Below are 25581 nucleotides of genomic sequence, written 5' to 3' on the forward strand. Positions count from 1 at the left end.
TTTTATAATGAAGGGCAACCCATTTCAGCATGGCAAACCATACTACCACGCAAAAGCTCTGCAACTGGTTCATTCAGCAGGCGAATGCAAAAAACCTTCCTCTCACGCCCGTCAAACTGAACCACCTGGTCATTCTGGCGGACTGGTGGCACCTGCACCATCACGGCGATTTCCTGATCAACGAACGGGCGGAAGCATGGACCTGCGGGCCGGTGCTCCCCTCCATTCATCACGAATACAAGGACCAGCCGCCCTGCTCCATCATTGAACACCCCAGCCGCCGCCAGCCCCCCTGGAAGAGGAAACGGACATCATCCCTTTTCTGGAACACATCTGGAACGTCTATGGCAAATACACGGCCCAGCAGCTTGGCCGCATCAACACAGCGCCGGCCTCCCCCTGGCAGCAGGCGCAGGGCAGGCACGGAGAAGCGGAATACCAGCAAATTGCCCGGGAACACGTGAAAGCCTACTTCCAAACCCTGGCTGAATGACCCCGGGAGAAAAGCTGGACCGCCCTTTTTTCTCCGCATTCATTTTTTCTATTCAAAACACACATTTGAGTGAAAAAAAACTTGCAAAGAACAACCGGTTCCGCTTTAATTCGCCCGCACCGCAAAGGTGCCCGTTACATAGCCCTATAGTGTAATCGGTAACACAGCGGATTCTGGTTCCGTATTTTGGGGTTCGAGTCCTCATAGGGCTACCACCTTTAAGAAAAAGGCCGTCTCTCCGGAGGCGGTCTTTTTTACTTTTAACGTTCCTCTGGACCAGGAAAAAGTCCGGAACTTTCCAGCAACTGCGGAGCCCTTCAAAGCGTGGACGGCACCTTTCCAAATAATCCTTCTGTTGATCTGAGGACACGGACAGTAAGAACGCAAATGCACATTTTCTCCATCCTCAACCGTAAGGGAATATTCCCGGACCTGGAAAAACGGTCAAATAGCCGCTAACAGCGCCAGACGGACCATGGGAAAAAGACAAAAGGCCTTCCCTCTTTCCGGCCCTTCCTCTTTCCCTGAAAGGAACTTGTGTCCGGACCGCCGGGATGCCAGCCCCGGTAATTCCTGAGAAACATTTTGTCAAAGGGTCCACCATATCCTTTCAGCGGGCATGAAGCATATTCCGCCGCGTGCTCATGAAGGAGCAAATTTTTGAAAGATTCTCTCCCGGCACGGCTTATACTGAAAACATGACAAGGCTTTTTCCACTCCTGGCCGGATTGCTGCTGTTCCCGGTATTTCAAACTGAAGCAGCAGAAAAATACAGCATTATTCCGGAGCCGGAGAAAACGGAGCTGAAGCGGAACGCCACCAGGACCTTGAAGCTCCTCTCCGACAAAACCTCTCCTGCCCTGGGCAAGGACGCCTACCGCCTCGCCGTCACCCCGCAGGGCGTCCACCTTGCCTCCGGCGGCAGGGAGGGCAGGATGTACGGCCTGGTCACCCTCCAGCAGCTCCAGGACCAGCTGGCGGCACAGCCGGAGGGCATCCCCTGCGGCGTCATCACGGACAAGCCGCGCTACCCGTGGCGCGGCATGATGGTGGACCCCGCCCGCCACTTCATCCCCATCAAGGACCTGAAGAAATTCGTGGACCTGATGGCCTACTACAAATTCAACAAGCTCCATGTGCACCTGACGGACAACCAGGGCTGGCGCCTGCCCGTGCCGGGCTATCCCAGACTGAAAAGCGTCGCCTCCAAGCGGGAGGAAAGCTTCGGAGACGGCATTCCCCATGAAGGAATGTACACCAGACAGGAGCTGAAAGACCTGGTGGCCTACTGTGCGGCGCGCGGCATTGAAGTCATCCCGGAGATAGACGTGCCGGGCCACAACCAGGCGTTGGCCGCCGCCTACCCCGAATTCTTCTGCTTCCCCAAACCGGACATGAAGGTACGGACAGTGGCCGGCAACAGCAAGGAACTGGTATGTCCCCAGAAGCCGGAGGTCTGGAAATTCTACGCCGCCGTCTTCAAGGAACTCAAGGACATCTTCCCGTCCAATACCGTTCACCTGGGCGGCGACGAAGCCCCCACGGAACTCTGGAAAAAATGCCCCCTGTGCCGGGAAGCCCGGACCAAGGCAGGCATGAAAGACGAACAGGAACAAATGAGGGCTTTCTTCGCCAAAATGACAGCCCTGCTCGACAAAAACGGGCAAACGCCGCAATTCTGGTATGAAGGGAACGCCGACATCTACCACCCGGGCGAAACAGTTTACGCGTGGCGGCAGGACCAGGCGCGCCAAGCCATTGAGAAAACAAAAAAGGCCGGGCTGAACCTGATTATGGCATCCAATGAATATTGTTATCTGGATTTCCCTCAATTCCCGGGACAATACAACTGGGGATGGATGCAAACCACGACCTTGCAGAAATGTTATGAACTGGATCCGGCCTTCGGCAAATCCACCGCGGAAGCAGGCCACATCCGGGGCGTGCACGCTCCCGTGTGGGCGGAACACCTTCCGGACCTGAACCACCTGCTTTACCGCGTCTATCCCCGCGCCATGGCCCTGGCGGAAGCGGGATGGTCTCCCATGGAGGTGCGTTCCTGGGAAAACTTCCAGAGGAAAGTGGCCGACCACCGCCCCTTTGTCCTCAAGCGCTTTAATTACGACTTGAAACGCACGAAGGACAATGAGCCACCCTTCCGGTGGGAAAACAAAAAGTAATTCCGCCGTTTTTCCTTATCACTCCTGATTCTCCATGATAGAATCTCTTCTGAAAAAGCCCTCCGTCATGTTTAAACTGATCTACCTCCTGGCCTGCACAGCCTTCTCTGCATCCATGGCGTGTGCCGCACCAGCAGAAAAATACAGTATTATTCCGGAGCCGGAGAAAACGGAGCTAAGCGGAACGCCACCAGGACCTTGAAGCTTCTTTCCGACAAAACCTCTCCTGCCCTGGGCAAGGACGCCTATCAGCTCACCGTCACCCCGCAGGGAGTGCACCTCTCTTCCGGCGGGAAAGAGGGCCGTATCTACGGACTGGTCACTCTCCAGCAGCTCCAGGACCAGCTGGCGGCGCATCCGGAAGGCATTCCCTGCGGAGTCATCAAGGACAAGCCGCGCTACCCGTGGCGCGGCATGATGGTGGACCCTGCGCGCCACTTCATCCCCATCAAGGACCTGAAGAAATTCGTGGACCTGATGGCCTACTATAAATTCAACAAGCTCCAGCTCCACCTGACGGACGACCAGGGCTGGCGCCTGCCTGTGCCGGGCTATCCCAAACTGAAAAGCATCTCTTCCAAACGGGCGGAAAGCTTCGGCAACGGCACTCCCCACGAAGGAATGTACACCAGGCAGGAACTGAAAGACCTGGTGGCGTACTGCGCCGCGCGCGGCATTGAGGTCATCCCGGAAATAGACATGCCGGGCCACAACCAGGCGTTGGCCGCCGCCTATCCGGAATTCTTCTGCTTTCCAGACCACAACACGAAAGTCAGCACGACCGGCGGTGTGGGCTTGTACCTGGTATGCCCCCACAAGCCGGAAATATGGAAATTCTATGCCGCCGTCTTTGACGAGCTCAGGGACATCTTTCCGTCCACCATGGTTCACCTGGGCGGCGACGAAGCCCCGCTGGAAAAAACCTGGGAAAAATGCCCTCTCAGCGTCAAATACCGCCAGCAGAAGGGAATGAAGGACGTCCACGAGGAACTGAAGGAATTTGAAGCGAAAATGGCCTCCATGCTCGCCGCGCGCGGCAAAAAGCCCATCTTCTGGTATGAAAAGCCGTGGGCCCAGGCCAGCGTTTACCGCAAGGGAGACACCGTCTTCACCTGGCGCATGGGCTTGACGCCCTCCACCATCACGGAAACGAAAAAGCAGGGCCTTCCCCTCATCATCGCCGCCGGGGAACACTGCTATCTGGACTACCCCCAGATTCCCGGCCAGGACAACCGGGGCTGGATGCCCACCACTACGCTGGAGCAAAGCTACAAGCTGAACCCCGCCTACGGCAGGCCGGAGCAGGAAACAGACCATATCATCGGCGTTCAGGCTACCATGTGGGCGGAACAGCTCCCCACCCTGAACCACCTGCTTTACCGCACCTACCCCCGCGCCTGCGCCATTGCGGAAGCGGGCTGGTCACCAATGAACGTGCGTTCCTGGGAAAACTTCCAGCGCAAGCTGGCCGATCAGCGCCAATTTGTCCTCAAACGTTTCAACTACGATATGGAGCGCACCAAGGAAAACGAACCCCCTTTCAAATAATCCGCATTCTCTATCCATGAGCAGCACTAAATTTGCACGTCCGCACCGCCCCTCCGTAGAAGAACTGGCCCAGGGAGTCCTGGCCGGGAACCGCGCCCTGCTGGGGAGGGCCATCACCCTGGTAGAAAGCAACGCCGCTAAAGACCAGGAAGCCTCACGGGCGCTCATCTCCAAGCTCCTGCCCCATTCGGGCAATGCCGTCCGCATCGGCATCACGGGCGTTCCCGGCGCGGGCAAATCCTCCTTCATTGAAGCCTTCGGCACCTACCTGTGCAAAAAAGGCTTCAAGGTGGCCGTGCTGGCCATTGACCCGTCCTCTTCCGTTTCCCGCGGTTCCATCATGGGGGACAAAACCCGCATGGAAGAACTCTCCGGGGAGGAAAACGCCTTCATCCGCCCTTCCCCCTCCGGCGGCTCCCTGGGCGGCGTAGCCAGAAAAACGCGTGAAACCATGATCGCGTGCGAAGCCGCGGGCTTTGACATTATCCTCATTGAAACCGTCGGCGTCGGCCAGTCGGAAACCACCGTCCGTTCCATGGTGGACATCTTCATGCTCCTGCTCATCACCGGAGCCGGAGACGACCTCCAGGGCATCAAGCGCGGCATCATGGAGCTGGCGGACATCCTGGTAGTCACCAAGGACGACGGCGACAACCGCCAGCGGGCGGCGGCCCACTGCCAGGAACTGAAAATGGTGCTCCACTACCTGCAAAGCCCCACCCCCGGCTGGACGCCCTCCGTCCTCACCTGTTCCTCCCTGGAAGGGCGCGGACTGGACACTATTGAAGAAACGCTCTTCCGCTTCCGGGACAGCATGAAGGAATCCGGCTTCTGGTACAACCGCCGCCGGAACCAGTCCCTCTCATGGGTTCAGGCCCTGGTGCATGAAGCCCTGCTCACCGCCTTTGAACAGCATCCCGCCGTGGCGTCCCGCATGCCCGTTCTGGAAAACATGGTGGCCGGGGACAAGATGGACCCCGTCTCCGCCGCGCACGACCTGCTGAGCCACTTCACTTATCCCGTGCCCGGACATTGAAGAAATCCGCCAGCACCCTGGCGTACACCTCCTTCTTGAACTCCGGCAGCCACTCCAGCCTGAACCGGGCCGGGGCTATCCACCTGTAGGCGCAGAACTCCCGGTGGTCCAGGCTGGGCTCCGGAGCGTCCGCACGCAGCCGGCACAGGAAATACTCCTGCTCCTGCCCCACAAAAGGCTGCTGCCGCTTTTCGCGGACATACTCCAGCACCTCCGGCGGATAATCGTAACGATAGCCGCCCCGGGATTCCACAACATCATACTGGGACGGCAGGAACCCCACTTCCTCCCGGACTTCCCGCTTCACTGCCTCCGTGGCAGTTTCTCCCGGATCAATCCCCCCCTGAGGGAACTGCCAGGCCCCTTTCTGCCTGGAACGTTCGCAAACCAGCAGCTTTCCGTCCTCCCGGACCAACAGCCCCGCCACATTGGGACGATACAATCTTTCCATGCCTTCTTACCTAGCACAACATTCCCTGCATTTCCAGCCATGTTCTTCCACAAATTTGCTACAGGCATGTAAAAATGACTCGGATACAGACACTTTATTCTCCCCGCCAAACAACTCCGGATATAAATCACAACCCATCAGCAGGATAAGTAATATAAAAAAACAAAAGACACCCTCCCTGGTTGTGGAATTTCCTGTTAAATATCCAGAAAACTCTGGTAGTCAAACATTAACATACTGCCATTTTCCGAACATTGTTCTTTAACGGCAAGTCTATTTTCCTGCAAGGTGAAAACTGGCTGACTGGCCGCTCTTTTACTTTTCACGTCCCGTTAATAAAAACTGATCATGAAAATAAAAATCAATTATTTCGCTGCCATGTTGCTGGCAATGTTCGCAGGGGGAGGCATAGGCGCCCAGGGCGCAGAGCAGCCTAAAAAGGCGACAAGCCATACTATTGAATACAACCAAAAATTTCTCGGTGCTCATGGCCTGGACGAGAACGACAAGCAAGACTTTCAGGATGCTGAAAAGGGATTCATGGCAACCCTCAAGGACCCGAACATTAAAAACAAGGAGGGGAGGACGGTCTTTGACATCTCTGCCTTTGACTTTACCAAGGACAAACCGGCCCCTGATACGGTGAACCCGAGTTTATGGCGCGTTTCCCAGCTCAATGCCAAAAGCGGGCTGTTCAAGGTCATGGACGGCATCTACCAGATTCGCGGGTTTGATCTTTCTAACATGACCATCATCGAAGGAAAGGAAGGCCTCATCATCATTGACCCCCTCATCTCGGAAGAAACCGCAAAAGCGGGGCTTGACCTCTACTATCGGGAAGTGGAACAGCCGGAGACTGGGAAACGTCCGGTCAAGGCAGTTGTATACACGCACTCCCATGTCGACCACTTTGGCGGAGTCAAGGGAGTAACATCGGAGCAAGACGTCAAATCCGGTAAAACGCAGATACTGGCGCCGGAGGGATTCCTGAAAGAAGCCGTTTCCGAAAACGTCTATGCCGGCAATGCCATGGGGAGGCGCTCCACGTACATGTATGCGGCGCCCTTTAACAAGGGGCCGGAGGGTACCGTAGGCTCCGGCCTGGGCACCGCCAGCTCCAGCGGAACCATTACAGTCATTCCGCCTACCGATACAATCACCAAAACGGGTGAAACAAGAACGATAGACGGAGTGGAGATGGAATTCATGATGGCCCCTGGAACAGAAGCCCCTTCTGAAATGCTGATGTATCTCCCTCAATTCAAGGCGCTTTGCAGTGCGGAGGACGCGACCCACACCATGCATAACCTTTATACCCTGAGAGGAGCCAAGGTTCGGGACGCAAGCAACTGGTGGAAGGCTCTTGATGAAGCCATCCAGCGTTATGGAGACAAAACGGAAGTCTTATTCGCACAGCACCACTGGCCGAGATGGGGGAAAGAACGCATCAGCCAGTTCCTGGCCAAGGAACGCAACGGCTACAAATACATGCACGACCGGACGTTGAACCTGATTAACAAGGGATATACGCCTGTAGAAATTGCGGAAATGATCAAGCTGCCGCCGGAAATCGACAAGGAATGGTACTTCCGGGGTTATTACGGCACGCTGAACCACAACGCCAAAGCCATTTATCAACGGTACATGGGCTGGTATGACGGCAACCCGGCAAACCTGTATGCCCTGCCGCCCGTGGAAGCGGCCAAGCGCTATGTTGAACTGGCAGGAGGGGCCGACAAGATGATAGACAACGCCCAAAAAGCCTTTGACAAAGGAGACTACCGCTGGACCGCCGAAGTATTAAAGCACGTGGTTTTTGCCGATCCGCAAAACAGCAAGGCAAGAAATCTGGCGGCGGACGCGCTTGAACAGCTCGGCTACCAGGCGGAATCCGGCCCCTGGCGCAATGAATTTCTCGTCGGTGCCTACGAACTGAGAAACGGCCTGCTTCAGAACCCTCTGGATTCTTGTATCCAAGGATATTCTGTCCAACCTCACGCCGGAAATGCTGTTTGACTACATGGGCATCAGTCTCAATGCCGAGAAATCCAAAGGGAAAAAGCTCGCTTTCAACTGGATAGACCAAAACGGAAAACCATACGGCTTCTGGGTTGAGGACGAAGTACTGATGTACCGAGAAGGAAAACCGGTCGATCATCCTGATGCAGTAATTACCGGAGACAAGCTCAACTTCACCCTTATTGCCATGCAGGCCATGCCCTTGAAGGAAGCCCTGGACAAAGGCATGATCAAGATCGAAGGCAATGCAGACAAGTTCCAGGAGCTGATCGGATGCATGGACAAGTTCAATGGAAACTTCAACATCATAGAACCCTGACCTTTCATTGTTATTTTTAACGAAACCGCTTTTCCCGGCACTTGGGGAAAGCGGTTTTTTCATATGTTCCCACGCAGAGTGAGGCTCTCCCCCTCTATGTTAGCATCATTTCGCCATAGCCTGCAATTTTAGTGAATATACCAAAATCCTTATCTCTTTGTATCGTTATTATTAAAATTTAGTATATCAATCGACCCATTACCGTATCCTTATCCAAATAATTCATCAAGAGTTACTATCTTTTTTCAACTGCGACATTAAGAAACGGTACCATATCTTTGTATACATTTTCTTCCTAGGTTTCGGCATGAACTCGTTCAAAGTTCTCCATAATAAATCTTCCTGTCGTCCAGCCCACCAAGCCATTTCTCTCGTATTAATTTCTTTCTACGAAAACACTAATATTATTTCTTTCTAAAAATTTGAAAATCAACAATTTTTGTTAGATGATATCATCTCTACATATCTTTTTCTATAAAGCAACTTCCTAGAAATCACCATCAATGTTTCATATTAAATAATAAAAATCATTTTATTTTTTAACAAATTTTTAAAATGGCATAATAATATCTTAATAATTTATTAAAAATAAAAAATATAATTATAAATATAAATTTATAATAAATTTCCCTTATACAAAAGACATCCATAAAAATCATTCAAATTATGATTGACAATCGACTAAGAAAACTGTAAGGAAAATCTAGTCGGGGCAGAAAAATAACTAATAAAAATAGGATCATAGTTTTTCCTATAAAAATAAAAATAATATAAAAATAGATTTTATAATGATAAAAAACAAATTAGTTACCCCGTTTGTAAAGTGGGTTGGCGGCAAGAGGCAACTTATAAATTCTATAATAGAATTCATACCGAAAAATATAAAAAATCATACTTATGTAGAACCATTTATTGGAGGAGGAGCTGTATTTTTTCATCTCCAACCTAAAAAAGCAATTATTAATGACTTCAACTCTGAATTAATAAATGTCTATAATGTAATTAAAAATAATTTAAATGAACTTATTATAGATTTAAAAACTCATAAAAACGAATCCAAATATTTTTATGAAATACGAAGTCTAGATCGATCATCTGATTTTAAAAAAATAGGAGAGGTACGGCGAGCTTCCAGGCTGATATATTTAAATAAGACTTGTTATAATGGATTATATCGTGTAAACAATTCTGGAGAATTTAATTCTCCATTTGGCAAATATAAAAATCCAAATATCGTCAACGAACCAGTTTTAAGAGCAGTTTCTCTATATCTAAATTCCAACAATATAAAAATTTATAATAGAGATTATAATGATATTTTGAAAAATTTGGAAAAGAACTCATTTGTATATCTGGATCCTCCCTATCATCCTATTTCAGATAGTTCTAATTTCACTGGTTACGTTCAGGGTGGATGGAATATTCTTGATCAAATAAAATTGCGTGAGGCTTGTGACGACTTGACAAAAAGAGGCATAAAATTTTTATTATCTAATTCCTCGTCTAATTTCATTAAAGAACAGTATAAGGAATATCACATTAGCACTGTCAGGGCGATCCGTTCAATTAACGCGAATGCGGAAAAACGGGGAGAAGTAGATGAAGTTTTAATACGCAATTATGAATAGATATAAAAACGATATAGCGTGGGAACAAATTTTTGAAAAACACCGTATCTTAGATGCAATAAAATCGAAAGGACGGGTAACAATATCCTCCACAGATATTAATGAGTTCAGAGAAGCACGCTTGATGACAAAATTTGATCATCGTTCCCAGCTCCCCATTTATTCTCTGAAAATAACTTATCAATTCTACCTACATCCAGAGGCACTTATGAAATCAGTACTTTTGAAACTTTTTGTACTTTTAAAAAAGAAGAAATAGATATAACATTCATTGATTTTCCTACTTTTCTAGAAGTATGGATTATAAAGATATAACAAGCGAAGCAACTTCAATTAATTGTATTTTTGTTTCAAAAATATTGCATGACTTTACAGGTGAAGACAATTTGTTTCCGACAATAAGCGGACGAATGAGTTCCTCTTTATTTGATTTCAAAATTAATTCTTCCGAAGACCAAAAACAATTTGAAGTAAAAGTAAATAATTCTCAAATAGAAATAGATGGAGGTTATGAAGGAAATGATTCATTAATATTGATAGAAGCCAAAAATTATATTTCTGATGACTTTTTAATCCGTCAGCTATATTATCCTTACCGTTTATGGAAAGAGAAGGTGAATAAACAAATACGTCCGATATTTTTAACATATTCAAATGGTATTTTTCATATTCGTGAATATGAATTTACAGATGCTAAATTTTATAACTCTATTCGTTTGATTAAGCATAAAAAATATGCAATTCAAGAAGGATTTATTAATATTGAAGCTATACAAAATATTTTAGAAAACACAAAAACTGTATCAGAACCATCGATTCCCTTTCCTCAAGCTGACAGCTTTGAACGCATAATCAATCTGTGTGAATTATTAAAACAAAAATTATTCCTTAGCAAGGAAGAAATTACGCAGAATTATGATTTTGATGCCCGACAAACAGAATATTATTTTAATGCTGCAAAATATTTAGGTTTGGTCGATAAAAAATATGATAATAATAATATAAAATATGTTCTCACTGAAACAGGCTTGGGCATGTTTAATAAATCTATTACAGACAGACAACTTGAATTTGTAAAGCTCATATTATCGCATAAAATTTTTAAAGAATCATTAAAATTATATTTAAAAAAAGGGAATACTCCATCAAAAAACGAAATTGTCGAAATCATGAAAAAATCTAATTTATATAATATTAGTTCAAATGAAACTTACAAACGCAGAGCATCCACTATTATTTCATGGTCAAATTGGATACTTGGTTTAATTGAAGAATAATTTAGATACTATTAATTTTATGACTTGTAAAAAAGAACATCGTTACGATCTTCAATTTAACAATTTACCAGACGATCAAGGAGGAGCTGGGAGGCACCGTTGCGCTGGATGTGCTTATGACAGAGGCTACAAAGATGGATTACGCCGTAAAGAAAAATTAAATATAGATTTGAATTCGTTACCTGAAAGCCAAGCAGGTGCAGTAAGGCATAAAAGTCCTCATGCTGCCTATGCACTTGGTTATCAAAAAGGAGTGGAGGATTCTTACCATTAATTTTATTTCTCCTGTTTGATTGCAGTACTTAATAATAAGTGTTTTTAATAATTTCTCTTCATCTCACCTAAATGCGAATGTTTGTATAAGAATATGAAAAATCTCTTCTTTTTTACTTTAGCGGTTTGTATTTTCACAGCTGTACCCCTTTCCGCCCAGTCCAAAACGGGGGCTCCTACCCAGTCTACGGATGATTACAACCAGAGCCAGTTCTGGATCGGCAATTTTCCGGAGGGGCAGTATGTGGTGCATCTCAGCCGGATTGTAGCTGTGGCGCAGCACAAGTATATTCTGGACAACGCGTGCATGGTGTATGAAGTGACGTTGGTCACCATGGGGAATACGCCCACCAAGTTTTATTATCTGGAGACGCTGGGGCAGAATTCCGGCATCAATGCCATCAAGAATGTGACCGACCGGGCGAAGGAACTCGGTTCCGGCGCCGTCAACCGGGCGACGGGAGGAAGCATTGATCCGGATACCACCGTCGCCAAGGCTTACCCGAATACAAATACCGTCGAGTTCCGCGTAGCCACTCTGGAACAGCTCAACAAGATGTACGCCTCCCTGCTCAAGGCGTGGCAGGACGGGAAAGGAAGGACCTTCAAGCCTTGAAGGTAGTGATGAGAGTTTAGAGAGTAGTGATTAGATTTTAAATTCGCGGACTGCAAGTCCGGATTTTTTACACTAAACTCTCATCTCTAAACTCTCATCACTGTTAAATGTATTTCCTCTCCATCATGTGGGCCTTCAAGGGGTCCGCGGAGAAGAGGTGCGTGAGGCCGATCGCCAGGGCGTCCGCGGCATCGGATTCCGGCGTTTCCCGGAGTTCCAGCAGGGCGCGCACCATGAAGGCGACCTGCGCTTTTTGAGCGGCCCCCCGCCCTACAACGGAGAGTTTCACGCTTTTGGGAGAGTATTCCATGATCCGCAGTCCGGCTTCCGCCGCGGCAATGACCACGGCCGCCTTGGCCGCGCCCATCGTGATGGCCGTCTGATGGGACTGGACGTAGATGATGCGTTCCACCGCCATTTCATCCGGTTCCCATTTGTCAATGAGGTTGCCCAGGTGCTGCTTGATGGCAAGCAGGCAGCCGGACTGGGACACACTCCGGGGAATGGAGAGCGTTCCGTAGTCCAGCGCGCACGCCCGGCGATGGTCGCCCTCCACCACGGCATAGCCCGTGTTGCGGATGGCCGGGTCTATGGCAAGGATGCGCATGGGATGATATTCATTCCCGCAGAGAGAACCTTGTCAGCTCCCCCTTAGCGTCTGCGGCGCTTGGGTCCGGCGGGTTTGGACTTGCGGACGGATTTAACGGGCTTGTCTTCCAGCAGGGCGGTGTACGTGTAGTCAAAGCCGTCCAGCTTTTTGCGTTCAATGGGCTTTCCGATGAAGTTTTCCACAGCCGTGGCAAAGTCCACTTCATCCGCCGTCATGATCGTGAAGGCGTCTCCGGAGGCTTCGGCACGGCCGGTACGGCCGATGCGGTGCACGTAGTCTTCCGCATTTTCCGGCACCCGGTAGTTGATGACGTGGGTCACGCCGCTGATGTCAATGCCGCGCGCCGCCACGTCCGTAGCCACCAGAATATCATATTTGCCGCTTTTGAAGCCCTTGAGCGCTTCCATGCGTTCCTTCTGGGGAATGTCGGAGTGCATGACGGCCACTTCCCCGCGGTAGCCATGCTGCTTGAGCATGCCGCACACGGCGTCCGCCTCCTTGCGGGTACGGGTGAAGATCATGACGGAATGGAAGTCCGTCCCCTTGAGCAAGGCCAGCAGCAGTTCGTCCCGCTGGTCCAGCGCCACCGGGTAAAAGGCATGGCTGATGGTGGCGGCCACTTCGCGCCGGGCGATGGTGACTTCCGCCGGGTCCGTCAGGCACCATTTGGCAAATCCGGCGATGACCGGGGGCATGGTGGCGGAGAAGAAGAGGGTCTGCCTGCCTTCCCACGGGCAGAGGTTGACGATTTTACGGACGATGGGGAGAAAGCCCATGTCCAGCATGCGGTCCACCTCATCCAGCACCAGGGCCTTGACTTCTCCGAAGCGCATGGTGCCGCGGTAGAAGTGGTCCACCAGGCGGCCGGGCGTTGCCACCACGATGTCCGCTCCGTTTTTCAGGTCTTCCGTCTGCTTCCCGTAGCCCACGCCGCCGTACAGCAGGGCCACTTTCAGCCCGGTGAATTCGCCGTATTCGGCAAAGGCTTCCGCCACCTGGTCCGCCAGTTCGCGGGTGGGTTCCAGCACCAGTATCTGGGGCTTGCCGATGGGCTGAAGCTTTGTCAGCAGGGGGAGGGCAAAAGCGGCGGTTTTTCCCGTTCCCGTCTGGGAGGCCCCAATGAGGTCCCGGCCCTCCAGAATGATGGGAATGGCCTGCTCCTGAATGGGGGTGGGATGTTCATAACCGCATTTTTCCACCGCCTTCAAGACGGGTTCCGATAAACCTAATTCTGAAAATAACATTGATCTTGTATGCTTGCTAAAGAGTGGAGCACGTCCCCGCGCAGCGGCGCGGGAAGCGTGGTCAGGAGATGAACGGATTGGTCAGCAGTTCATTCTTCACGGTGGTGTACGGTCCGTGTCCCGGGAAAATCATGGTCGTGGCGGGCTGGTTGAGCACTTTCTTTTCTATGCCCTGTTTCAGCAGGCGCAGGTTCCCTCCCGGAAGGTCCGTCCGTCCGATGGAACCGGCAAAGATAACGTCTCCCGTGAACATGATTCCCTCGTCCGGCAGGTCGTAAACGATGCTGTCCGGAGAGTGTCCCGGCACCTGGTGCAGATGCCACAGCAGGCCGCCCCAGTTTGCCGTGTGGATGTCCGGCGTGAGTATTTCATCCACCACAAACGGCTGTACGTTGAGGGGAAGCCCCCAGGCGTCGCGCGCCATTTTTTCCAGCGTCAAGTCTTCAGTGTAAGGCTGTCCGGCGTGAATGCGGCAGCCGAAGATCTGGCGCATGCGGCAGGCGTCCTCCACGTGGTCAAAGTGCTGGTGCGTGATGAGAAGGTCCGTGATGATGATATCGGGCTTTTTGGAGTATATCCAGTCCGCGAAGCCGGACGGAGCGTCCACCGCCACGTAAGAGTTATCCTTCGTCTTGAAGAGATAACCATTACAGGAAGCTACTCCACCCGTATAAACGCGAATCCGATCCATGAGCAGGGATTGTAGTGAGATCGTCCGGAATATCCAGTATAAAGACGGTTTCCTTCAATTGCTTTCTGTCATCTTCCCGCGGGGGTGGCCGTCACACCAAGCTCCAGGGAATGACGCTTCCGGCCTCCATCGGCACCACTTTCTGTCCATGCCCCTCGTAGGCGTCCGGCACCAGCATTTTCCGCCGCTGCAGGCGCACCGTCCTGGCAGGAGGCTTCAGTCCGTACAGGGAACAGGCATGGCCGGAAACGAAGCCCTGCAACCGGTCCAGGGCGCCGTGTCCGTCAAACAGGGCCGCCAGGCGCGGCAGGGCGATGGGAGCGGTGAACACGCCGGCGGCGCAGCCGCACGCTTCCTTGGCGTGGACGGGATGGGGGGCGGAGTCACTGCCGAACATGAGGCGCGGATGTCCGGATAAGGCAGCTTTCAACAGCGCTTCCCGGTCTTCCGGCCTTTTGGCGATCGGCTTGCAGAAGAGGTGGGGGCGCAGCATGCCCCCGGCCACGTCGTCCAGCGTGATAAGAAGGTGCTGGAGGGTTACGGTAGCCGCGAGGTTTTCAAATTCATCCAGCAGCCGCACGGCGGAGGCCGTGGTGATGTGTTCCATGCAGATGGTCAGCCGGGGGAAGCGGGTGGCCAGATCACGGTAAACGTCCAGGAATTCGGCTTCCCGGTCCATCACGAATCCGTGGCTTTCACCGTGAACCAGCAGCGGAATGCCCATTTCCTGCATGAGGGACATGGTGCCCTCCGCATCCTTCATGGCCCTTACGCCTCCTTCGCTGTTCGTGGTTGCTCCCGCCGGGTACAGCTTGATGCCGAATACCAGTTCCTTGAGCGTAGCCAGTTCCTTTTCGGAATAGGAGCGGAAGAACGCCGTCATGTACGGCTGGAAGACGTCTCCCCCGCAAGCGTCCAGCACCCGCTGCCGGTAGGCCTGCACCGCATCCGCATCCGCCACAGGGGGCACCAGGTTGGGCATGATGACCGCCCCGGCAAAGGAGGCGGAGCTCAGGGGTGCGACCAGTTTCAGCATGTCGCCGTCCCTCAGGTGAAGATGCATGTCCAGCGGGGAGTGCAGTTCCAGAATCATGCGGGTATCATGGGGGAAGATTGTGGCGAAATCAAGCATGGTCCCCTGCTCCGCGGAAAGGAGGGGTTTGGCGGAGAGAAGGAGAAGGGGGAATAAGAGCCTCCGCTCCCGGTTGGATGCCTTTCATTCAAACCGTGGGGATTTATGCAAAGGCTCCACTCCCTGCCGGGATGCGTCTTGGGAAAAAACAGGCAAACGAACAGGTGCCGGAGAACCGGACAATCCCAGGGCACAAAAAAGCCGCCCGGAGGCGGCCGTTTCTTCTTTGAAACAAGGTGGCGAAGCGGACGGGGCTCGAACCCGCGACCTCCAGCGTGACAGGCTGGCGCTCTAACCGAACTGAGCTACCGCTCCATGACCTTGAATGTTGTTCCTGCCTTGCGGCGAGGACGTGGAGGCTTATACACGCCTTTATACCCCAGTGACAAGAAAAAAAGACTTTTTTGAAACTTCCGCAACCTCCGGCGGTTTGTATGGTGAAGGAGCCGTGATTTTTCATTTTTCCGATTTATTTCGACACGGCAACAAATTCTCAACTTTATTTGTTTTAGTTTGACAACAATTAACCGGTTTTGACATAACAGCCCCATGCTTCAACCTGCCGTGGATATCACTACCTCCGTTCACAAGTTCGAGACCATTCTTTACCAGTTTAAAAGAGATAACTTGAATGAAGTGGACCAGAGCCACTATCAGAAGATCATGGGGCTCTCCGTCCGGCAGATGAATGCCCTGGGCGCCCTGAACCGGTTGATGACCAACCGCCATGAAGGCATTCCCCTGAAGACGCTCGCCCACCATCTCCGCATGAGCATTCCCTCCACGTCCCTGCTGGTGGACAGCATGGTGAAGAAGGGCCTGTTTGACCGCAAGGAGAACCCGCGCGACAGGCGTTCCCTGTGCATCCGCCTTTCCGAGGAAGGGGAGTCCAGGTTCCAGCTGCTTTACAACGGCATGAAGCAACGGCTGGACACCCTGTTCAGCACCCTGGCGGAGGAGGACAAGGAGAATTTCTGCCGCATTGTGGATACCCTTTACAACCACGTTTACAGTAAATAATACCATATGAAAAAACATACGCACCAACGGAAGGTTCCCCTCCGCCTGCTGGCCGGATCCGGCCTGCTTTTCTCTCTGCTTGTTCCGGGTTATTCCCAGGGAGCGCCGGGAGGGGCCGCCAAGCCCAGTACCGTACTCGTCGAGAAAGCGACCGCCATCGACAGCGCGGTGAACAAGAAATACATCGGCCAGGTGGAAGCCATTGACCGGGTAACCGTACAGCCCCGCGTTTCCGGCAACATCGTGGCCACCCGCTTCCGGGAAGGCAAGGTGGTGAAGAAGGGAGACCTCCTTTTCGAGATAGAAGACACGCGCTACAAGGCGGCCGTGGAGGAAGCGGTGGCCAAGAAGGCCCAGCTTGAAGCCAAGCTGCTTTACGCCAAGAACAGCTTTGAACGCTATAACAGGCTGCTGGCCTCCAAGTCCGTCTCCATGGATACGGTGGAAAACGCCAAGAGCACCATGCACGCCCTGGAAGCGGAGATCCAGTCCGCAGACGCCGCCATCACGGTAGCGAAGGATGACCTCAATTACACCAAACTGACGGCCCCCATCACGGGACGCACGGGACGCGTCACTTTTTCCACGGGCAATTACATCACGCCCACCTCCGGTTCCCTGGTGACCATCACGGGCATTGACGAGGTGTACGTGAAGTTCCCCATCAGCGAACGCGATTTTCTTTCCCTGTTCGGCACCCAGGAGAAGATGAAGAAGGACGCCCTCGTGTCCGTCAACCTCGCCAACGGCAAGGCGTATGACCAGCCGGGCAAGATTTTCATGACGGACAATACCGTCCAGCCGACTACGGACACCCTGAACGTCTGGGCCAGGTTCCCCAATCCGGAAGACGTACTGACGCCCGGCGGCGTGGTCACGGTGAATCTTTCCAAGAAGAACGTGGACCGCTTCCCGGCGGCCAATATTTCCTCCGTGATGCACGACGCCTACAAGAGCTACGTTTACGTGGTGAACGACCAGGGCGTGGTGGAGCGCCGCGACGTCACGCTGGGCAACACGGTCAATAATGAACAGTGCTTCAGCTCCGGCGTGAAGGAAGGGGAAGTCATCATCATCGACGGCATGCACAAAGTGCGCCCCGGCGCCAAGGTGAATCCCGTGTATTCCGCTCAAAACTGATCCTCCCATGATTGCGGACCTGTTTATCAAACGCCCCAAATTCGCCATCGTCATCGCCATCCTGATGATTCTGGCGGGCGGCATCTGCCTGAAGCAGCTGCCCATTGCGGAGTATCCGGAAATCGCGCCCACCAGCATCAACGTGCAGGCCACTTACACGGGCGCGAGCGCCCAGGTGGTGATGGAGACGCTGGCCTCCCCATTGAGGAGGAACTCAACGGGCTGGAAAACCTGCTTTATTTCTCCTCCAAGTCGGACAACACCGGCGGTTATTCTCTTTCCCTGACGTTCAAGAGCGGCACGGACTCGGACATCAACATGGTGAACGTCCAGAACGCCTTGAAGCGCGTGGAGTACAAGCTGCCCAAGGAAGTGACGGACCAGGGCATCAAGATACGGAAGCGCTCCTCGGACATCCTGGGGTTCTTCGCCTTCCGGTCCACCAGCATGAGTTCCCTGGAGCTGAACAACTTCGTCAAGTCCAGGGTGAAGGATGAGATCGCCCGCGTGCCGGGCATCTCCGCCGTCAACCTGATGCCGGAAAAGAATTACAGCATGCGCATCTGGCTGGACGCCCTGCGCATGTCCGCCCTGAACATCACGCCGGATGACGTTTCCAACGCCATCAAGGCGCAGAACGTGCAGGCCGCCGCCGGTTCCATCGGCTCGGAAGGGGAAAACAATTTCATCCAGTACAAGGTGAACGTCACCGGGCGGCTTCAAACGGTGGAGGAGTTCAGCAAGATTATCGTCCGCACCGGACAGGACGGCCACGTCACCCGGCTGGACGACATCGCCCGCATTGAGCTGGGCGCGGAGACCTACACGGGCAGCAGCCGCAACAACGGGGAGGATTCCGTGAACATGGCCGTGTACCGCCTGGATGACGCCAATGCCCTGGAAGCCATGAACGGCGTGAAGGATACGTTGGTCAAATTGCAGGAACGCTTTCCGGACGGCGTAAGCTATGTCGTCAGTTACGACCCCACGCAATATATTTCCGCCACCATGGCGGAAATCGTGGAAACGCTGATTATCGCCCTGATTCTGGTGGTGGGCATCACGTACGTGTTCCTTCAGGACTGGCGCGCCACCCTCATTCCGGCGCTCGCCATTCCCGTTTCCCTGATTGGCACCTTCGCCATCCTGCTGCCGCTGGGCTTTTCCATCAACGTGCTGACCATGTTCGGCCTGATTCTGGTGATCGGCTCCCTGGTGGACGACGGCATCATCGTGGTGGAGAATACCATGCGCATTCTGGAAACGGAAGACCTGACCCCGGAAGAAGCCACCAAGAAGAGCATGCACCAGATTACGGGGGCCATCATCGCCACCACGCTGGTGACGGTGGCCATTTACGTGCCCATCGCCTTTTTCGGCGGCATGGTGGGGAACATTTACATGCAGTTCTCCGTGACCATGTGCGTGGCCCTCTGCCTTTCCGCCATCAATTCCTTGACGCTCAGCCCCGCCCTGTGCGTGCTGCTGCTGAAGAAGAAAAGGAAGCAGAGCAGGTTCAGCCCCTTCCGCCCCTTCAACGCCACGCTGGAATGGGCGCGCAAGAGCTATATCAAGTGCGCCGGCATCATGGTGCGCCGCGCCTGGCTCACGCTGATTCTGCTGGCCGCCGTGCTGCTCGGCAACTGGAAGCTGTTTGAAACCGTTCCCAAGTCCTTCCTTCCCCCGGAAGACAAGGGCACCGTCTTCTGCGACATCCAGCTGGCTCCGGGCGCTACGCTGGGCCGTACGGAACAGGCCATGCGCAGCGCGGAGCAGAAGCTCATGAGCATTCCCGGCGTGCGCCAGGTTTCCTCCACCTCCGGGTTCAGCTTCATGGGCGGCAACGGGGAAAACCTGGGCATGTGCATCGCCCAGCTTGACTCCTGGGACAAGCGCAAGACTCCGGAGCTTTCCCTGGATTCCATCATGCAGAAGGCTTCCATCCTGTGCGACGAGATTCCGGCGGCCAAGGCCACCGTGTTCAGCCCACCCGCCATCATGGGCCTGGGCCTGACGGGCGGCGTCTCCTTCATGCTCCAGGCCAGTGGCGAGGAAACTCCCAAGGACCTGGAACGCGTGACGAACGAACTGCTGGACAAGATCAACAAGCTGCCGGGGGCCATGTACGCCCGCAGCGCGTATGAGGCGAACACGCCCCAGCTTTTCCTGAACATCGACCGTGAAAAGGCGCAGAGCATGCACGTGCCCGTAAACCGCATTTTCACGACGCTCCAGAGCAAGCTGGCCTCCATGTACATCAATGATTTCAACCTGATCGGCTACACGTTCAAGGTGAAGATGCAGTCCGCGGCGGAAGACCGCACCAGCATCAACGACATCATGAACACCTACATCCAGAACGACCAGGGCCAGATGGTGCCGCTCAGCTCCGTAGCCACTCTGTCCTACATGGTCGGACCGCGGCAGATATCCCGCTTCAACCAGCTCATGTCCGCGGAAGTGACCGCCCAGGCCAAGCCAGGCGTCAGTAGCGGAGAGCTGATGAACCAGATTGAGGCCCTGCCGCTGCCGGAAAATTATTCCATCACCTGGACGGACATGAGCTACCAGGAACGGCAGAATGACGGCAAGATCGTGCTGCTGATGGGCATGGCCCTGCTCTTCGGCTACCTGTTCCTGGTGGCGCAGTATGAGAGCTGGACGGTCCCCATTTCCGTCATCGTCTCCGTCTCCGTGGCCCTGCTGGGCGCCCTGCTGGGCCTGATCATCTGCAACACTCCCCTGAGCATTTACGCCCAGCTCGGGCTGGTGATGCTGGTGGGCCTGGCCGGGAAGAACGCCATCCTGATGGTGGAGTTCTCCAAGATGGAGCGGGAACGCGGCGTGCCTATCCAGGAGGCGGCTCTGGAAGGAGCCCGGCAGCGTTTCCGCGCCGTGATGATGACGGCCATTTCCTTCATCATCGGGGTGTTCCCCATGGTGATCGCCTCCGGCGCGGGCGCGGCAAGCCGCAAGGCCATCGGCATCTCCACCTTCTACGGCATGATTCTTGCCACCGTGGTGGGCATCCTGTTCATTCCGGCGCTGTACGCCATGTTCCAGCGCTACCGTGAATGGGTGAAGGCCCTGTTCACCGGAAAGGCGCAATAACGGGAGAAAAAATCCCTATTTGGAAGACGGGGCGGCTTTGCCGCTCCGTCTTTTTTGCGCTTCATCCCATATCCGGGGAGAATGCGGAAAAGAAGCCGTCCCTTCCCCTACTCGTACAAGTACAGGTCAAAGCCTTCAAACCGTTCCTTCAGGGAGGCATGGCCAAGCTTGTCCTCAAACGGAGGGAGGAACGTATCCGCCGGATATTCCCCCTTCACTTTGGAGACCCACATGCGGGACATGAACGGCATCATCAGGGAAAAGATTTCCGCCCCGCCGATGACCATGACCTCCGGGTCCATCAGTTCCAGACGTTCCAGTTCCTCCACGGAATGGATCACCTGCACCCCTTCCGCCGTCCAGGCGGGGTCACGGGTGAGCACAATGTTCTGCCTGTTGGGGAGCGGCTTCCCGATGCTCTCATAAGTCTTGCGGCCCATCAGCACGGGATGTCCCGTCGTGATGCGCTTGAAAGTCTTGAGGTCGTCCGGCAGGCGCCAGGGCAAGGCTCCCCGGTAGCCGATGCCGCGGCCGGAGGCCATGGCGACTACTCCTGTATAAGTAACGGGCTGTGACATGATGGATCAAGGGGTGGAATTCTAAACGGAAACGGGCGCCTTGATGTGCGGCAGGGGATCGTACCCCACGAGTTCAAAGTCTTCATACCGGAACCCGTCAATGGTTTTCACCTCCGGGTTGAGCTTCATGACCGGCAGAGGGCGCGGCGTGCGGGAGAGCTGTTCCCTCGCCTGGTCCAGATGGTTCCGGTACAGGTGCAGGTCTCCGAAGGTATGGATGAATTCCCGCGCCTCATACCCGCATACCTGCGCCACCATGAGCAAAAGCAAAGCGTAGGAGGCTATGTTGAAGGGAACTCCCAGGAACAGGTCCGCGCTGCGCTGGTAAAGCTGGAGGGAAAGCCCGTGCTTCCCTTCCCCCGGCTGGGCGGGAATCACGCAGAACTGGAACAGGGAATGACACGGAGGGAGCGCCATGTCATCCACCAGGGCCACGTTCCATGCGCTGACGATGTGCCGGCGGGACCACGGATTGTTCTTAAGGCCGTCAATCAGCCTGGCAATCTGGTCAATGGGCTTGCCGTCGTTCCCCGGCCAGCAGCGCCACTGCGCGCCGTACACGGGGCCAAGCTCCCCGTTTTCATCAGCCCATTCATCCCAGATGGTAACGCCGTTGTCTTTCAGGAACTTGACATTAGTCTCCCCTTTCAGGAACCAGAGCAGTTCGTAAATAATGGAGCGCAGATGGAGCTTCTTGGTGGTCAGGCACGGAAAACCGTCGCGCAGGTCATACCTGCTCTGCCGCCCGAACACGCCGATGGTGCCCGTTCCGGTACGGTCTTCCCTCCCCACCCCGTTGGTCAGGACATCCTCCAAAAGTGCCAAATACTGTTTCATTCCCTTAATTTACGCTTTTCTAATCCCTGGACCCGTGATAATACGAGCATGCGCCACTTTAGTACCATCTCCAGCCTCAAAAGCCAGCCTTTTCACCGCTTCCCGCCGTTTTCCCCCTCAGCATCTTTTCCGGTTTCCGTTCCATGATCATCCCTGAAGAGCCATATTTGGGATTTGCCGCCCTCTGCCACATAGCAGGCGCCTTCTGCCTCATTCCGGCCCTGCTCCACACGCGGACGCCGCAGGGAACCATCGCGTGGCTCATCTCCCTGCTGGCCTTTCCGTACATTGCGGTGCCTTTTTACCTGATTCTGGGGCGGCGCAGGTTCAGCGGATATGTGGAAACGCGCCGCCGCCAGACGGATCCGGAATCCTCCTGGGGGGAACTGACGGATAAAATCACGAACTGCATGGCCCCGTATGCCGTCCAGTCCTCCGATACGGTGGGAAAGATCATGCACACGCTTTCCAACATCGTGCGCCTGCCCGTCTGCCGCGGCAATTCCTGCCGCCTGCTCATTGACGCGGACCACGCCTTCCCGCGCATTTACGACGCCATCAAGAACGCGGAGCACTATATTCTGATCGAATTCTTCATCATTAAGAACGATTCCGTGGGGCAGAACCTGAAAGACCTGCTGATTGAACGCGCCAGGGCCGGCATCCGCATCTACATGCTGTATGATGAAATCGGCTCCCACAAGCTTCCCCGGCTACATCTCCGCCCTGCGGAAGGAGGGCGTGAACATTGAGCCTTTCAACGGAAAACGCCACTTCCTGAGCAACATCCTGCGGCTGAACTTCCGCAACCACCGGAAACTGGTGGTTGTGGACGGGGCCACTGCCTTCATCGGCGGCATGAACATCGGACGGGAGTATCTGGGCAAGGGAGCCCTGGGCTACTGGCGGGACACGTTTGTGCAGCTGGAAGGCCCCTCCGTCCAGCAGACGCAAATCAGCTTCCTGGAAGACTGGAACTGGGCCATGCTGAAATCCGGTCCCTCCTCCCTGCCCTGCCTGTGCTGGGAAATTACGCCCCAGCGGGAGGATGAAACCGTGCTGATGCTTCCTTCAGGCCCGGCGGACGTCATCCCCGCCTGGAAAACCGCGATCATTGCCCTGGCGAACAGAGCCCGGGAAAGGCTCTGGATAGCCACCCCCTACTTCGTCCCGGACGAAGGGGTAATGGCCGCCCTCCAGGCCGCGGCCCTGCGGAACGTGGATGTGCGCATCCTGCGTCCGGAACGGGCGGACCACATTCTGGTGAAGCTGTCCTCCTTCACCTTCCTCCGTGACCTGGACACGTACGGCATCCAGGTCTGGGCCTATCAGAAAGGGTTCCTGCACCAGAAGGTGATCCTGATGGACGACGACATAGCCACCGTGGGAACCGCCAATCTGGACAACCGTTCCCTGGCCCTGAACTTTGAAATCACCGCCGTTATCCATTCCCCCTCCGCCTGCGCGGAGGTAAAAGCCATGCTGGAGCAGGATTTTTCCTCCTCCAAGAGGGAATCCCTGGCGGATTACAACAACAAATCCCTGGGCTTCAAAATGCTCTGCAACCTGGCGCGACTGACAGCCCCCGTCCAGTAGTTCTTCCGGCGAATCCGCTGTTGTATGCTTGACCTGCAAGGGAGGCTGTGAGAAAATCACCCTCCAGAAGCCACCTCTTCAATTTTTAACAACAGTTAACTAAATAATGAATCCTGTTACATTCAACTGCACCGTTCTGCGCGACGGGCATCAATCCCTGGCGGCAACCCGCATGAAGACGGCAGACATGCTGCCCATCGCCCCCATTCTGGACTCCATGGGCTTCAGCGCCCTGGAAACCTGGGGCGGCGCCACCATCGACGCCGGGCTGCGCTTCTTGAAAGAATGGCCTTTCGACCGGCTGGACGCCCTGAAAAAAGCGGCCCCCAAGACGCCGCACATGATGCTGCTGCGCGGCCAGAATATCGTGGGCTACACCAACTATGCGGACGACGTGGTGGAAGCCTTTGTCGCCATGAGCGCCAAGCACGGCATGAACATCTTCCGCATTTTCGACTGCGTGAACGACCCGCGCAACATGGAAACCTCCATCCGCGCCGCCAAGAAAGCCGGAGCGCAGGCCCACGGCACCATCTGCTACACGACTTCTCCCGTGCACACCACGCAGACTTTTGTGGACATGGGGCGGGAACTCGCGGATATGGGAGCGGACGCCATCGTCATCAAGGATATGGCCGGCCTCATTCCTCCGTATGTCACCCAGGAACTCGTCAGCGCTCTGAAAAAGGACCTGAACATCCCCGTCTGGATCCACACGCATGACACCGCCGGCCTCGGCGCATCCACTTACCTCAGCGCCATTGATGCCGGAGTGGACGCGTGCGATGTCTCCATCTCCCCCTTCGCCAACGGCACGGGCCAGCCGGACTGCCTGCGCATGCTTGCCCTGCTGAACGGCAATCCCCGCAAGCCGGATTACGACGCGGACAAGCTCATTGAAATCTCCGAAATGCTCAAACCCGTCTATGAAAGTCTGGGCAAATTCGCCTCCCACCGCAACGAAGTGGTGGACTCTGACACGCTCCGCTACCAGGTGCCCGGCGGCATGCTTTCCAACTTCCGCACCCAGCTCAAGGAACAGGGCATGGAAGACAAATTTGAGGAAGTATTCGCGGAAATCCCGGTAGTCCGCAAGGCCCTGGGCTGGATTCCGCTGGTGACCCCCACCTCCCAGATCGTAGGCGTGCAGGCGATGCTGAACGTCAAGTTCGGCCGTTGGAAGAACATCACCCCCCAGGCGGCGGACATTGCCCTGGGCTACTACGGCCGCACCTCGGCTCCCGTGGACCCGGAAGTGCAGAAACTCTGCGCGGAAAAGATGGGCAAGGAACCAATCACCTGCCGTCCGGCGGACCTGATCAAGCCCGGCATGGAAGACCTGCGCAGGAAGCTTGCGGAAAAGGGGCTCCCCACGGACGACGAACACTGCGTCATCTACGCCATGTTCCCGCAGCAGGTGGAAGACTTCTACAAAAAGCCGGAACCTAAGGAAGAAGCCCCCGTGCAGGTGAACACCGCTCCCGCCGCGGCTCCGGCGGCCGCGCCGTCCATGACCGTCATTGACAACGGCATCACCGCCCGGGTGAGCGGCCCCTCCGGTTCCCGTGACCTGACCATCATCATCAACGGCCAGTCCCACTCCGTGAAAGTGGAACGCATCGGCTAAAATCTCCGAAGCATCTGCTCAAACCGTTTGCGGGCAGTTCCCTTCATGGAGGGGACCGCCCGCTTTGCATGAACGTCCCTGCTTCTTATTCAACCTCTCTGTTTTCCCGAGAAGAAGGGCTTACGCCGCCAGCCAGAAGGCACGGGCATCCTGCC

Annotated in this window: 23 protein-coding genes, 2 tRNA genes and 1 pseudogene; 18 read left to right on the forward strand and 8 right to left on the reverse strand. The window is 54.3% G+C overall.

Translation table 11 applies throughout. The annotated features are described in order from the left end of the window. Positions 1 to 29: 29 nt before the first annotated feature. The 5 genes from PVA48_RS14710 to meaB all read left to right on the forward strand — a co-directional run bounded on the left by PVA48_RS14710 (position 30) and on the right by meaB (position 5257). On the forward strand, positions 30 to 464 hold the full coding sequence (locus PVA48_RS14710) for a Panacea domain-containing protein (RefSeq protein ID WP_423231963.1): 435 nt from the start codon (positions 30 to 32) through the stop codon (positions 462 to 464). Positions 465 to 633: 169 nt separating this feature from the next. Next, positions 634 to 708 (forward strand) — tRNA-Gln (locus PVA48_RS14715). A gap of 483 nt (positions 709 to 1191) precedes the next feature. Next, entirely contained in the window at positions 1192 to 2673 is a 1482-nt protein-coding gene (locus tag PVA48_RS14720) for a beta-N-acetylhexosaminidase (protein WP_102722361.1), read from the forward strand. A gap of 120 nt (positions 2674 to 2793) precedes the next feature. Further along, positions 2794 to 4221, forward strand: coding sequence for a beta-N-acetylhexosaminidase (locus PVA48_RS14725; protein ID WP_423231964.1), 1428 nt, complete (start codon positions 2794 to 2796; stop codon positions 4219 to 4221). A gap of 16 nt (positions 4222 to 4237) precedes the next feature. Then, entirely contained in the window at positions 4238 to 5257 is a 1020-nt protein-coding gene (gene meaB / locus PVA48_RS14730) for a methylmalonyl Co-A mutase-associated GTPase MeaB (RefSeq protein ID WP_022397960.1), read from the forward strand. Here the strand turns inward: meaB and PVA48_RS14735 are convergent. After that, complete coding sequence (locus PVA48_RS14735; RefSeq protein WP_102728775.1) at positions 5232 to 5708, reverse strand: NUDIX domain-containing protein; 477 nt, start codon at positions 5706 to 5708, stop codon at positions 5232 to 5234. The two genes, meaB and PVA48_RS14735, sit on opposite strands and share 26 nt — an antisense overlap. 540 nt (positions 5709 to 6248) lie before the next feature. Between PVA48_RS14735 and PVA48_RS14740 the strand changes: the two genes are divergently transcribed. The 7 genes from PVA48_RS14740 to PVA48_RS14770 all read left to right on the forward strand — a co-directional run bounded on the left by PVA48_RS14740 (position 6249) and on the right by PVA48_RS14770 (position 11840). Continuing rightward, positions 6249 to 7724: an alkyl/aryl-sulfatase gene (locus tag PVA48_RS14740; RefSeq protein WP_423231965.1), complete on the forward strand. Its 1476-nt coding sequence runs from the start codon at positions 6249 to 6251 to the stop codon at positions 7722 to 7724. Further along, positions 7714 to 8046, forward strand: a complete 333-nt coding sequence (locus tag PVA48_RS14745; protein ID WP_423231966.1) for an alkyl sulfatase C-terminal domain-containing protein — start codon at positions 7714 to 7716, stop codon at positions 8044 to 8046. The genes PVA48_RS14740 and PVA48_RS14745 overlap by 11 nt, the downstream gene beginning before the upstream one ends. Positions 8047 to 8834: 788 nt before the next feature. Next, complete coding sequence (locus PVA48_RS14750) at positions 8835 to 9674, forward strand: DNA adenine methylase (protein ID WP_102722333.1); 840 nt, start codon at positions 8835 to 8837, stop codon at positions 9672 to 9674. After that, positions 9667 to 9933, forward strand: coding sequence for a type II restriction enzyme (locus PVA48_RS14755; RefSeq protein WP_423231967.1), 267 nt, complete (start codon positions 9667 to 9669; stop codon positions 9931 to 9933). The genes PVA48_RS14750 and PVA48_RS14755 overlap by 8 nt, the downstream gene beginning before the upstream one ends. A 37-nt stretch (positions 9934 to 9970) precedes the next feature. Continuing rightward, positions 9971 to 10951 carry a DUF6997 domain-containing protein gene (locus PVA48_RS14760; RefSeq protein ID WP_423231968.1) on the forward strand — a complete coding sequence of 327 codons (981 nt, stop codon included), beginning with the start codon at positions 9971 to 9973 and terminating at the stop codon, positions 10949 to 10951. A 19-nt stretch (positions 10952 to 10970) separates the two neighbouring features. Beyond that, positions 10971 to 11225 carry a hypothetical protein gene (locus PVA48_RS14765; protein ID WP_102722335.1) on the forward strand — a complete coding sequence of 85 codons (255 nt, stop codon included), beginning with the start codon at positions 10971 to 10973 and terminating at the stop codon, positions 11223 to 11225. 93 nt (positions 11226 to 11318) lie between these two features. Further along, positions 11319 to 11840, forward strand: a complete 522-nt coding sequence (locus PVA48_RS14770; RefSeq protein WP_102728774.1) for a hypothetical protein — start codon at positions 11319 to 11321, stop codon at positions 11838 to 11840. A gap of 103 nt (positions 11841 to 11943) precedes the next feature. On the opposite strand, the gene ruvC is transcribed toward PVA48_RS14770, so the two are convergent. From ruvC to PVA48_RS14795, 5 genes are all read right to left on the reverse strand, one after another. Next, complete coding sequence (gene ruvC, locus PVA48_RS14775) at positions 11944 to 12447, reverse strand: crossover junction endodeoxyribonuclease RuvC (protein ID WP_102722337.1); 504 nt, start codon at positions 12445 to 12447, stop codon at positions 11944 to 11946. 44 nt (positions 12448 to 12491) lie between these two features. Continuing rightward, entirely contained in the window at positions 12492 to 13694 is a 1203-nt protein-coding gene (locus PVA48_RS14780) for a DEAD/DEAH box helicase (RefSeq protein ID WP_102728773.1), read from the reverse strand. A 61-nt stretch (positions 13695 to 13755) separates the two neighbouring features. Continuing rightward, complete coding sequence (locus PVA48_RS14785; protein WP_022397968.1) at positions 13756 to 14385, reverse strand: MBL fold metallo-hydrolase; 630 nt, start codon at positions 14383 to 14385, stop codon at positions 13756 to 13758. Between the two features lie 91 nt (positions 14386 to 14476). After that, complete coding sequence (pyrC, locus tag PVA48_RS14790) at positions 14477 to 15478, reverse strand: dihydroorotase (protein ID WP_102728843.1); 1002 nt, start codon at positions 15476 to 15478, stop codon at positions 14477 to 14479. A 276-nt stretch (positions 15479 to 15754) separates the two neighbouring features. Next, positions 15755 to 15832, reverse strand: a tRNA-Asp gene (locus tag PVA48_RS14795). Positions 15833 to 16066: 234 nt separating this feature from the next. Here PVA48_RS14795 and PVA48_RS14800 point away from each other — a divergent pair. The 3 genes and pseudogenes from PVA48_RS14800 (at position 16067) to PVA48_RS14810 (ending at position 20788) form a co-directional block, all read left to right on the forward strand. Continuing rightward, positions 16067 to 16537: a MarR family winged helix-turn-helix transcriptional regulator gene (locus PVA48_RS14800; RefSeq protein ID WP_022397970.1), complete on the forward strand. Its 471-nt coding sequence runs from the start codon at positions 16067 to 16069 to the stop codon at positions 16535 to 16537. Positions 16538 to 16543: 6 nt separating this feature from the next. Further along, on the forward strand, positions 16544 to 17677 hold the full coding sequence (locus PVA48_RS14805) for an efflux RND transporter periplasmic adaptor subunit (RefSeq protein ID WP_022397971.1): 1134 nt from the start codon (positions 16544 to 16546) through the stop codon (positions 17675 to 17677). A 64-nt stretch (positions 17678 to 17741) separates the two neighbouring features. Continuing rightward, a pseudogene (locus tag PVA48_RS14810) lies at positions 17742 to 20788 on the forward strand (efflux RND transporter permease subunit). 107 nt (positions 20789 to 20895) lie between these two features. Here the strand turns inward: PVA48_RS14810 and PVA48_RS14815 are convergent. Both PVA48_RS14815 and PVA48_RS14820 read right to left on the reverse strand, forming a co-directional pair. Then, positions 20896 to 21366 carry a dihydrofolate reductase gene (locus PVA48_RS14815; protein ID WP_102722340.1) on the reverse strand — a complete coding sequence of 157 codons (471 nt, stop codon included), beginning with the start codon at positions 21364 to 21366 and terminating at the stop codon, positions 20896 to 20898. 21 nt (positions 21367 to 21387) lie between these two features. Continuing rightward, positions 21388 to 22203 carry a thymidylate synthase gene (locus tag PVA48_RS14820; protein WP_102722341.1) on the reverse strand — a complete coding sequence of 272 codons (816 nt, stop codon included), beginning with the start codon at positions 22201 to 22203 and terminating at the stop codon, positions 21388 to 21390. 143 nt (positions 22204 to 22346) lie between these two features. Here PVA48_RS14820 and PVA48_RS14825 point away from each other — a divergent pair, with 143 nt between their 5' ends. From PVA48_RS14825 to PVA48_RS14835, 3 genes are all read left to right on the forward strand, one after another. Continuing rightward, the gene (locus PVA48_RS14825; RefSeq protein ID WP_423231969.1) at positions 22347 to 22955 is read left to right on the forward strand and encodes a PLDc N-terminal domain-containing protein; all 609 of its coding nucleotides are present in this window, start codon (positions 22347 to 22349) and stop codon (positions 22953 to 22955) included. Beyond that, the gene (locus PVA48_RS14830; protein ID WP_423231970.1) at positions 22885 to 23799 is read left to right on the forward strand and encodes a phospholipase D-like domain-containing protein; all 915 of its coding nucleotides are present in this window, start codon (positions 22885 to 22887) and stop codon (positions 23797 to 23799) included. Before PVA48_RS14825 ends, PVA48_RS14830 begins: the two co-directional genes overlap by 71 nt. A 106-nt stretch (positions 23800 to 23905) precedes the next feature. Continuing rightward, the gene (locus tag PVA48_RS14835; RefSeq protein ID WP_102758450.1) at positions 23906 to 25426 is read left to right on the forward strand and encodes a pyruvate carboxylase subunit B; all 1521 of its coding nucleotides are present in this window, start codon (positions 23906 to 23908) and stop codon (positions 25424 to 25426) included. Positions 25427 to 25581 lie beyond the last annotated feature (155 nt).

This window comes from Akkermansia sp. JRP_AM1, assembly GCF_049262625.1.
In the GTDB taxonomy this organism is placed as follows: domain Bacteria; phylum Verrucomicrobiota; class Verrucomicrobiia; order Verrucomicrobiales; family Akkermansiaceae; genus Akkermansia; species Akkermansia massiliensis.

Excerpts from the sequence above, each read along its gene's own strand:
- PVA48_RS14760 (WP_423231968.1), top strand. The coding sequence starts at position 9,971 with ATGGATTATAAAGATATAACAAGCGAAGCAACTTCAATTAATTGTATT.
- PVA48_RS14710 (WP_423231963.1), top strand. The coding sequence starts at position 30 with ATGGCAAACCATACTACCACGCAAAAGCTCTGCAACTGGTTCATTCAG.
- PVA48_RS14780 (WP_102728773.1), bottom strand. The coding sequence starts at position 13,694 with ATGTTATTTTCAGAATTAGGTTTATCGGAACCCGTCTTGAAGGCGGTG.
- ruvC (WP_102722337.1), bottom strand. The coding sequence starts at position 12,447 with ATGCGCATCCTTGCCATAGACCCGGCCATCCGCAACACGGGCTATGCC.
- PVA48_RS14745 (WP_423231966.1), top strand. The coding sequence starts at position 7,714 with ATGCTGTTTGACTACATGGGCATCAGTCTCAATGCCGAGAAATCCAAA.
- PVA48_RS14805 (WP_022397971.1), top strand. The coding sequence starts at position 16,544 with ATGAAAAAACATACGCACCAACGGAAGGTTCCCCTCCGCCTGCTGGCC.
- PVA48_RS14830 (WP_423231970.1), top strand. The coding sequence starts at position 22,885 with ATGATGAAATCGGCTCCCACAAGCTTCCCCGGCTACATCTCCGCCCTG.
- PVA48_RS14720 (WP_102722361.1), top strand. The coding sequence starts at position 1,192 with ATGACAAGGCTTTTTCCACTCCTGGCCGGATTGCTGCTGTTCCCGGTA.
- PVA48_RS14740 (WP_423231965.1), top strand. The coding sequence starts at position 6,249 with ATGGCAACCCTCAAGGACCCGAACATTAAAAACAAGGAGGGGAGGACG.
- PVA48_RS14755 (WP_423231967.1), top strand. The coding sequence starts at position 9,667 with ATGAATAGATATAAAAACGATATAGCGTGGGAACAAATTTTTGAAAAA.
- meaB (WP_022397960.1), top strand. The coding sequence starts at position 4,238 with ATGAGCAGCACTAAATTTGCACGTCCGCACCGCCCCTCCGTAGAAGAA.
- pyrC (WP_102728843.1), bottom strand. The coding sequence starts at position 15,478 with ATGATTCTGGAACTGCACTCCCCGCTGGACATGCATCTTCACCTGAGG.
- PVA48_RS14785 (WP_022397968.1), bottom strand. The coding sequence starts at position 14,385 with ATGGATCGGATTCGCGTTTATACGGGTGGAGTAGCTTCCTGTAATGGT.
- PVA48_RS14750 (WP_102722333.1), top strand. The coding sequence starts at position 8,835 with ATGATAAAAAACAAATTAGTTACCCCGTTTGTAAAGTGGGTTGGCGGC.
- PVA48_RS14815 (WP_102722340.1), bottom strand. The coding sequence starts at position 21,366 with ATGTCACAGCCCGTTACTTATACAGGAGTAGTCGCCATGGCCTCCGGC.
- PVA48_RS14765 (WP_102722335.1), top strand. The coding sequence starts at position 10,971 with ATGACTTGTAAAAAAGAACATCGTTACGATCTTCAATTTAACAATTTA.
- PVA48_RS14820 (WP_102722341.1), bottom strand. The coding sequence starts at position 22,203 with ATGAAACAGTATTTGGCACTTTTGGAGGATGTCCTGACCAACGGGGTG.
- PVA48_RS14825 (WP_423231969.1), top strand. The coding sequence starts at position 22,347 with ATGATCATCCCTGAAGAGCCATATTTGGGATTTGCCGCCCTCTGCCAC.
- PVA48_RS14835 (WP_102758450.1), top strand. The coding sequence starts at position 23,906 with ATGAATCCTGTTACATTCAACTGCACCGTTCTGCGCGACGGGCATCAA.
- PVA48_RS14800 (WP_022397970.1), top strand. The coding sequence starts at position 16,067 with ATGCTTCAACCTGCCGTGGATATCACTACCTCCGTTCACAAGTTCGAG.
- PVA48_RS14770 (WP_102728774.1), top strand. The coding sequence starts at position 11,319 with ATGAAAAATCTCTTCTTTTTTACTTTAGCGGTTTGTATTTTCACAGCT.
- PVA48_RS14735 (WP_102728775.1), bottom strand. The coding sequence starts at position 5,708 with ATGGAAAGATTGTATCGTCCCAATGTGGCGGGGCTGTTGGTCCGGGAG.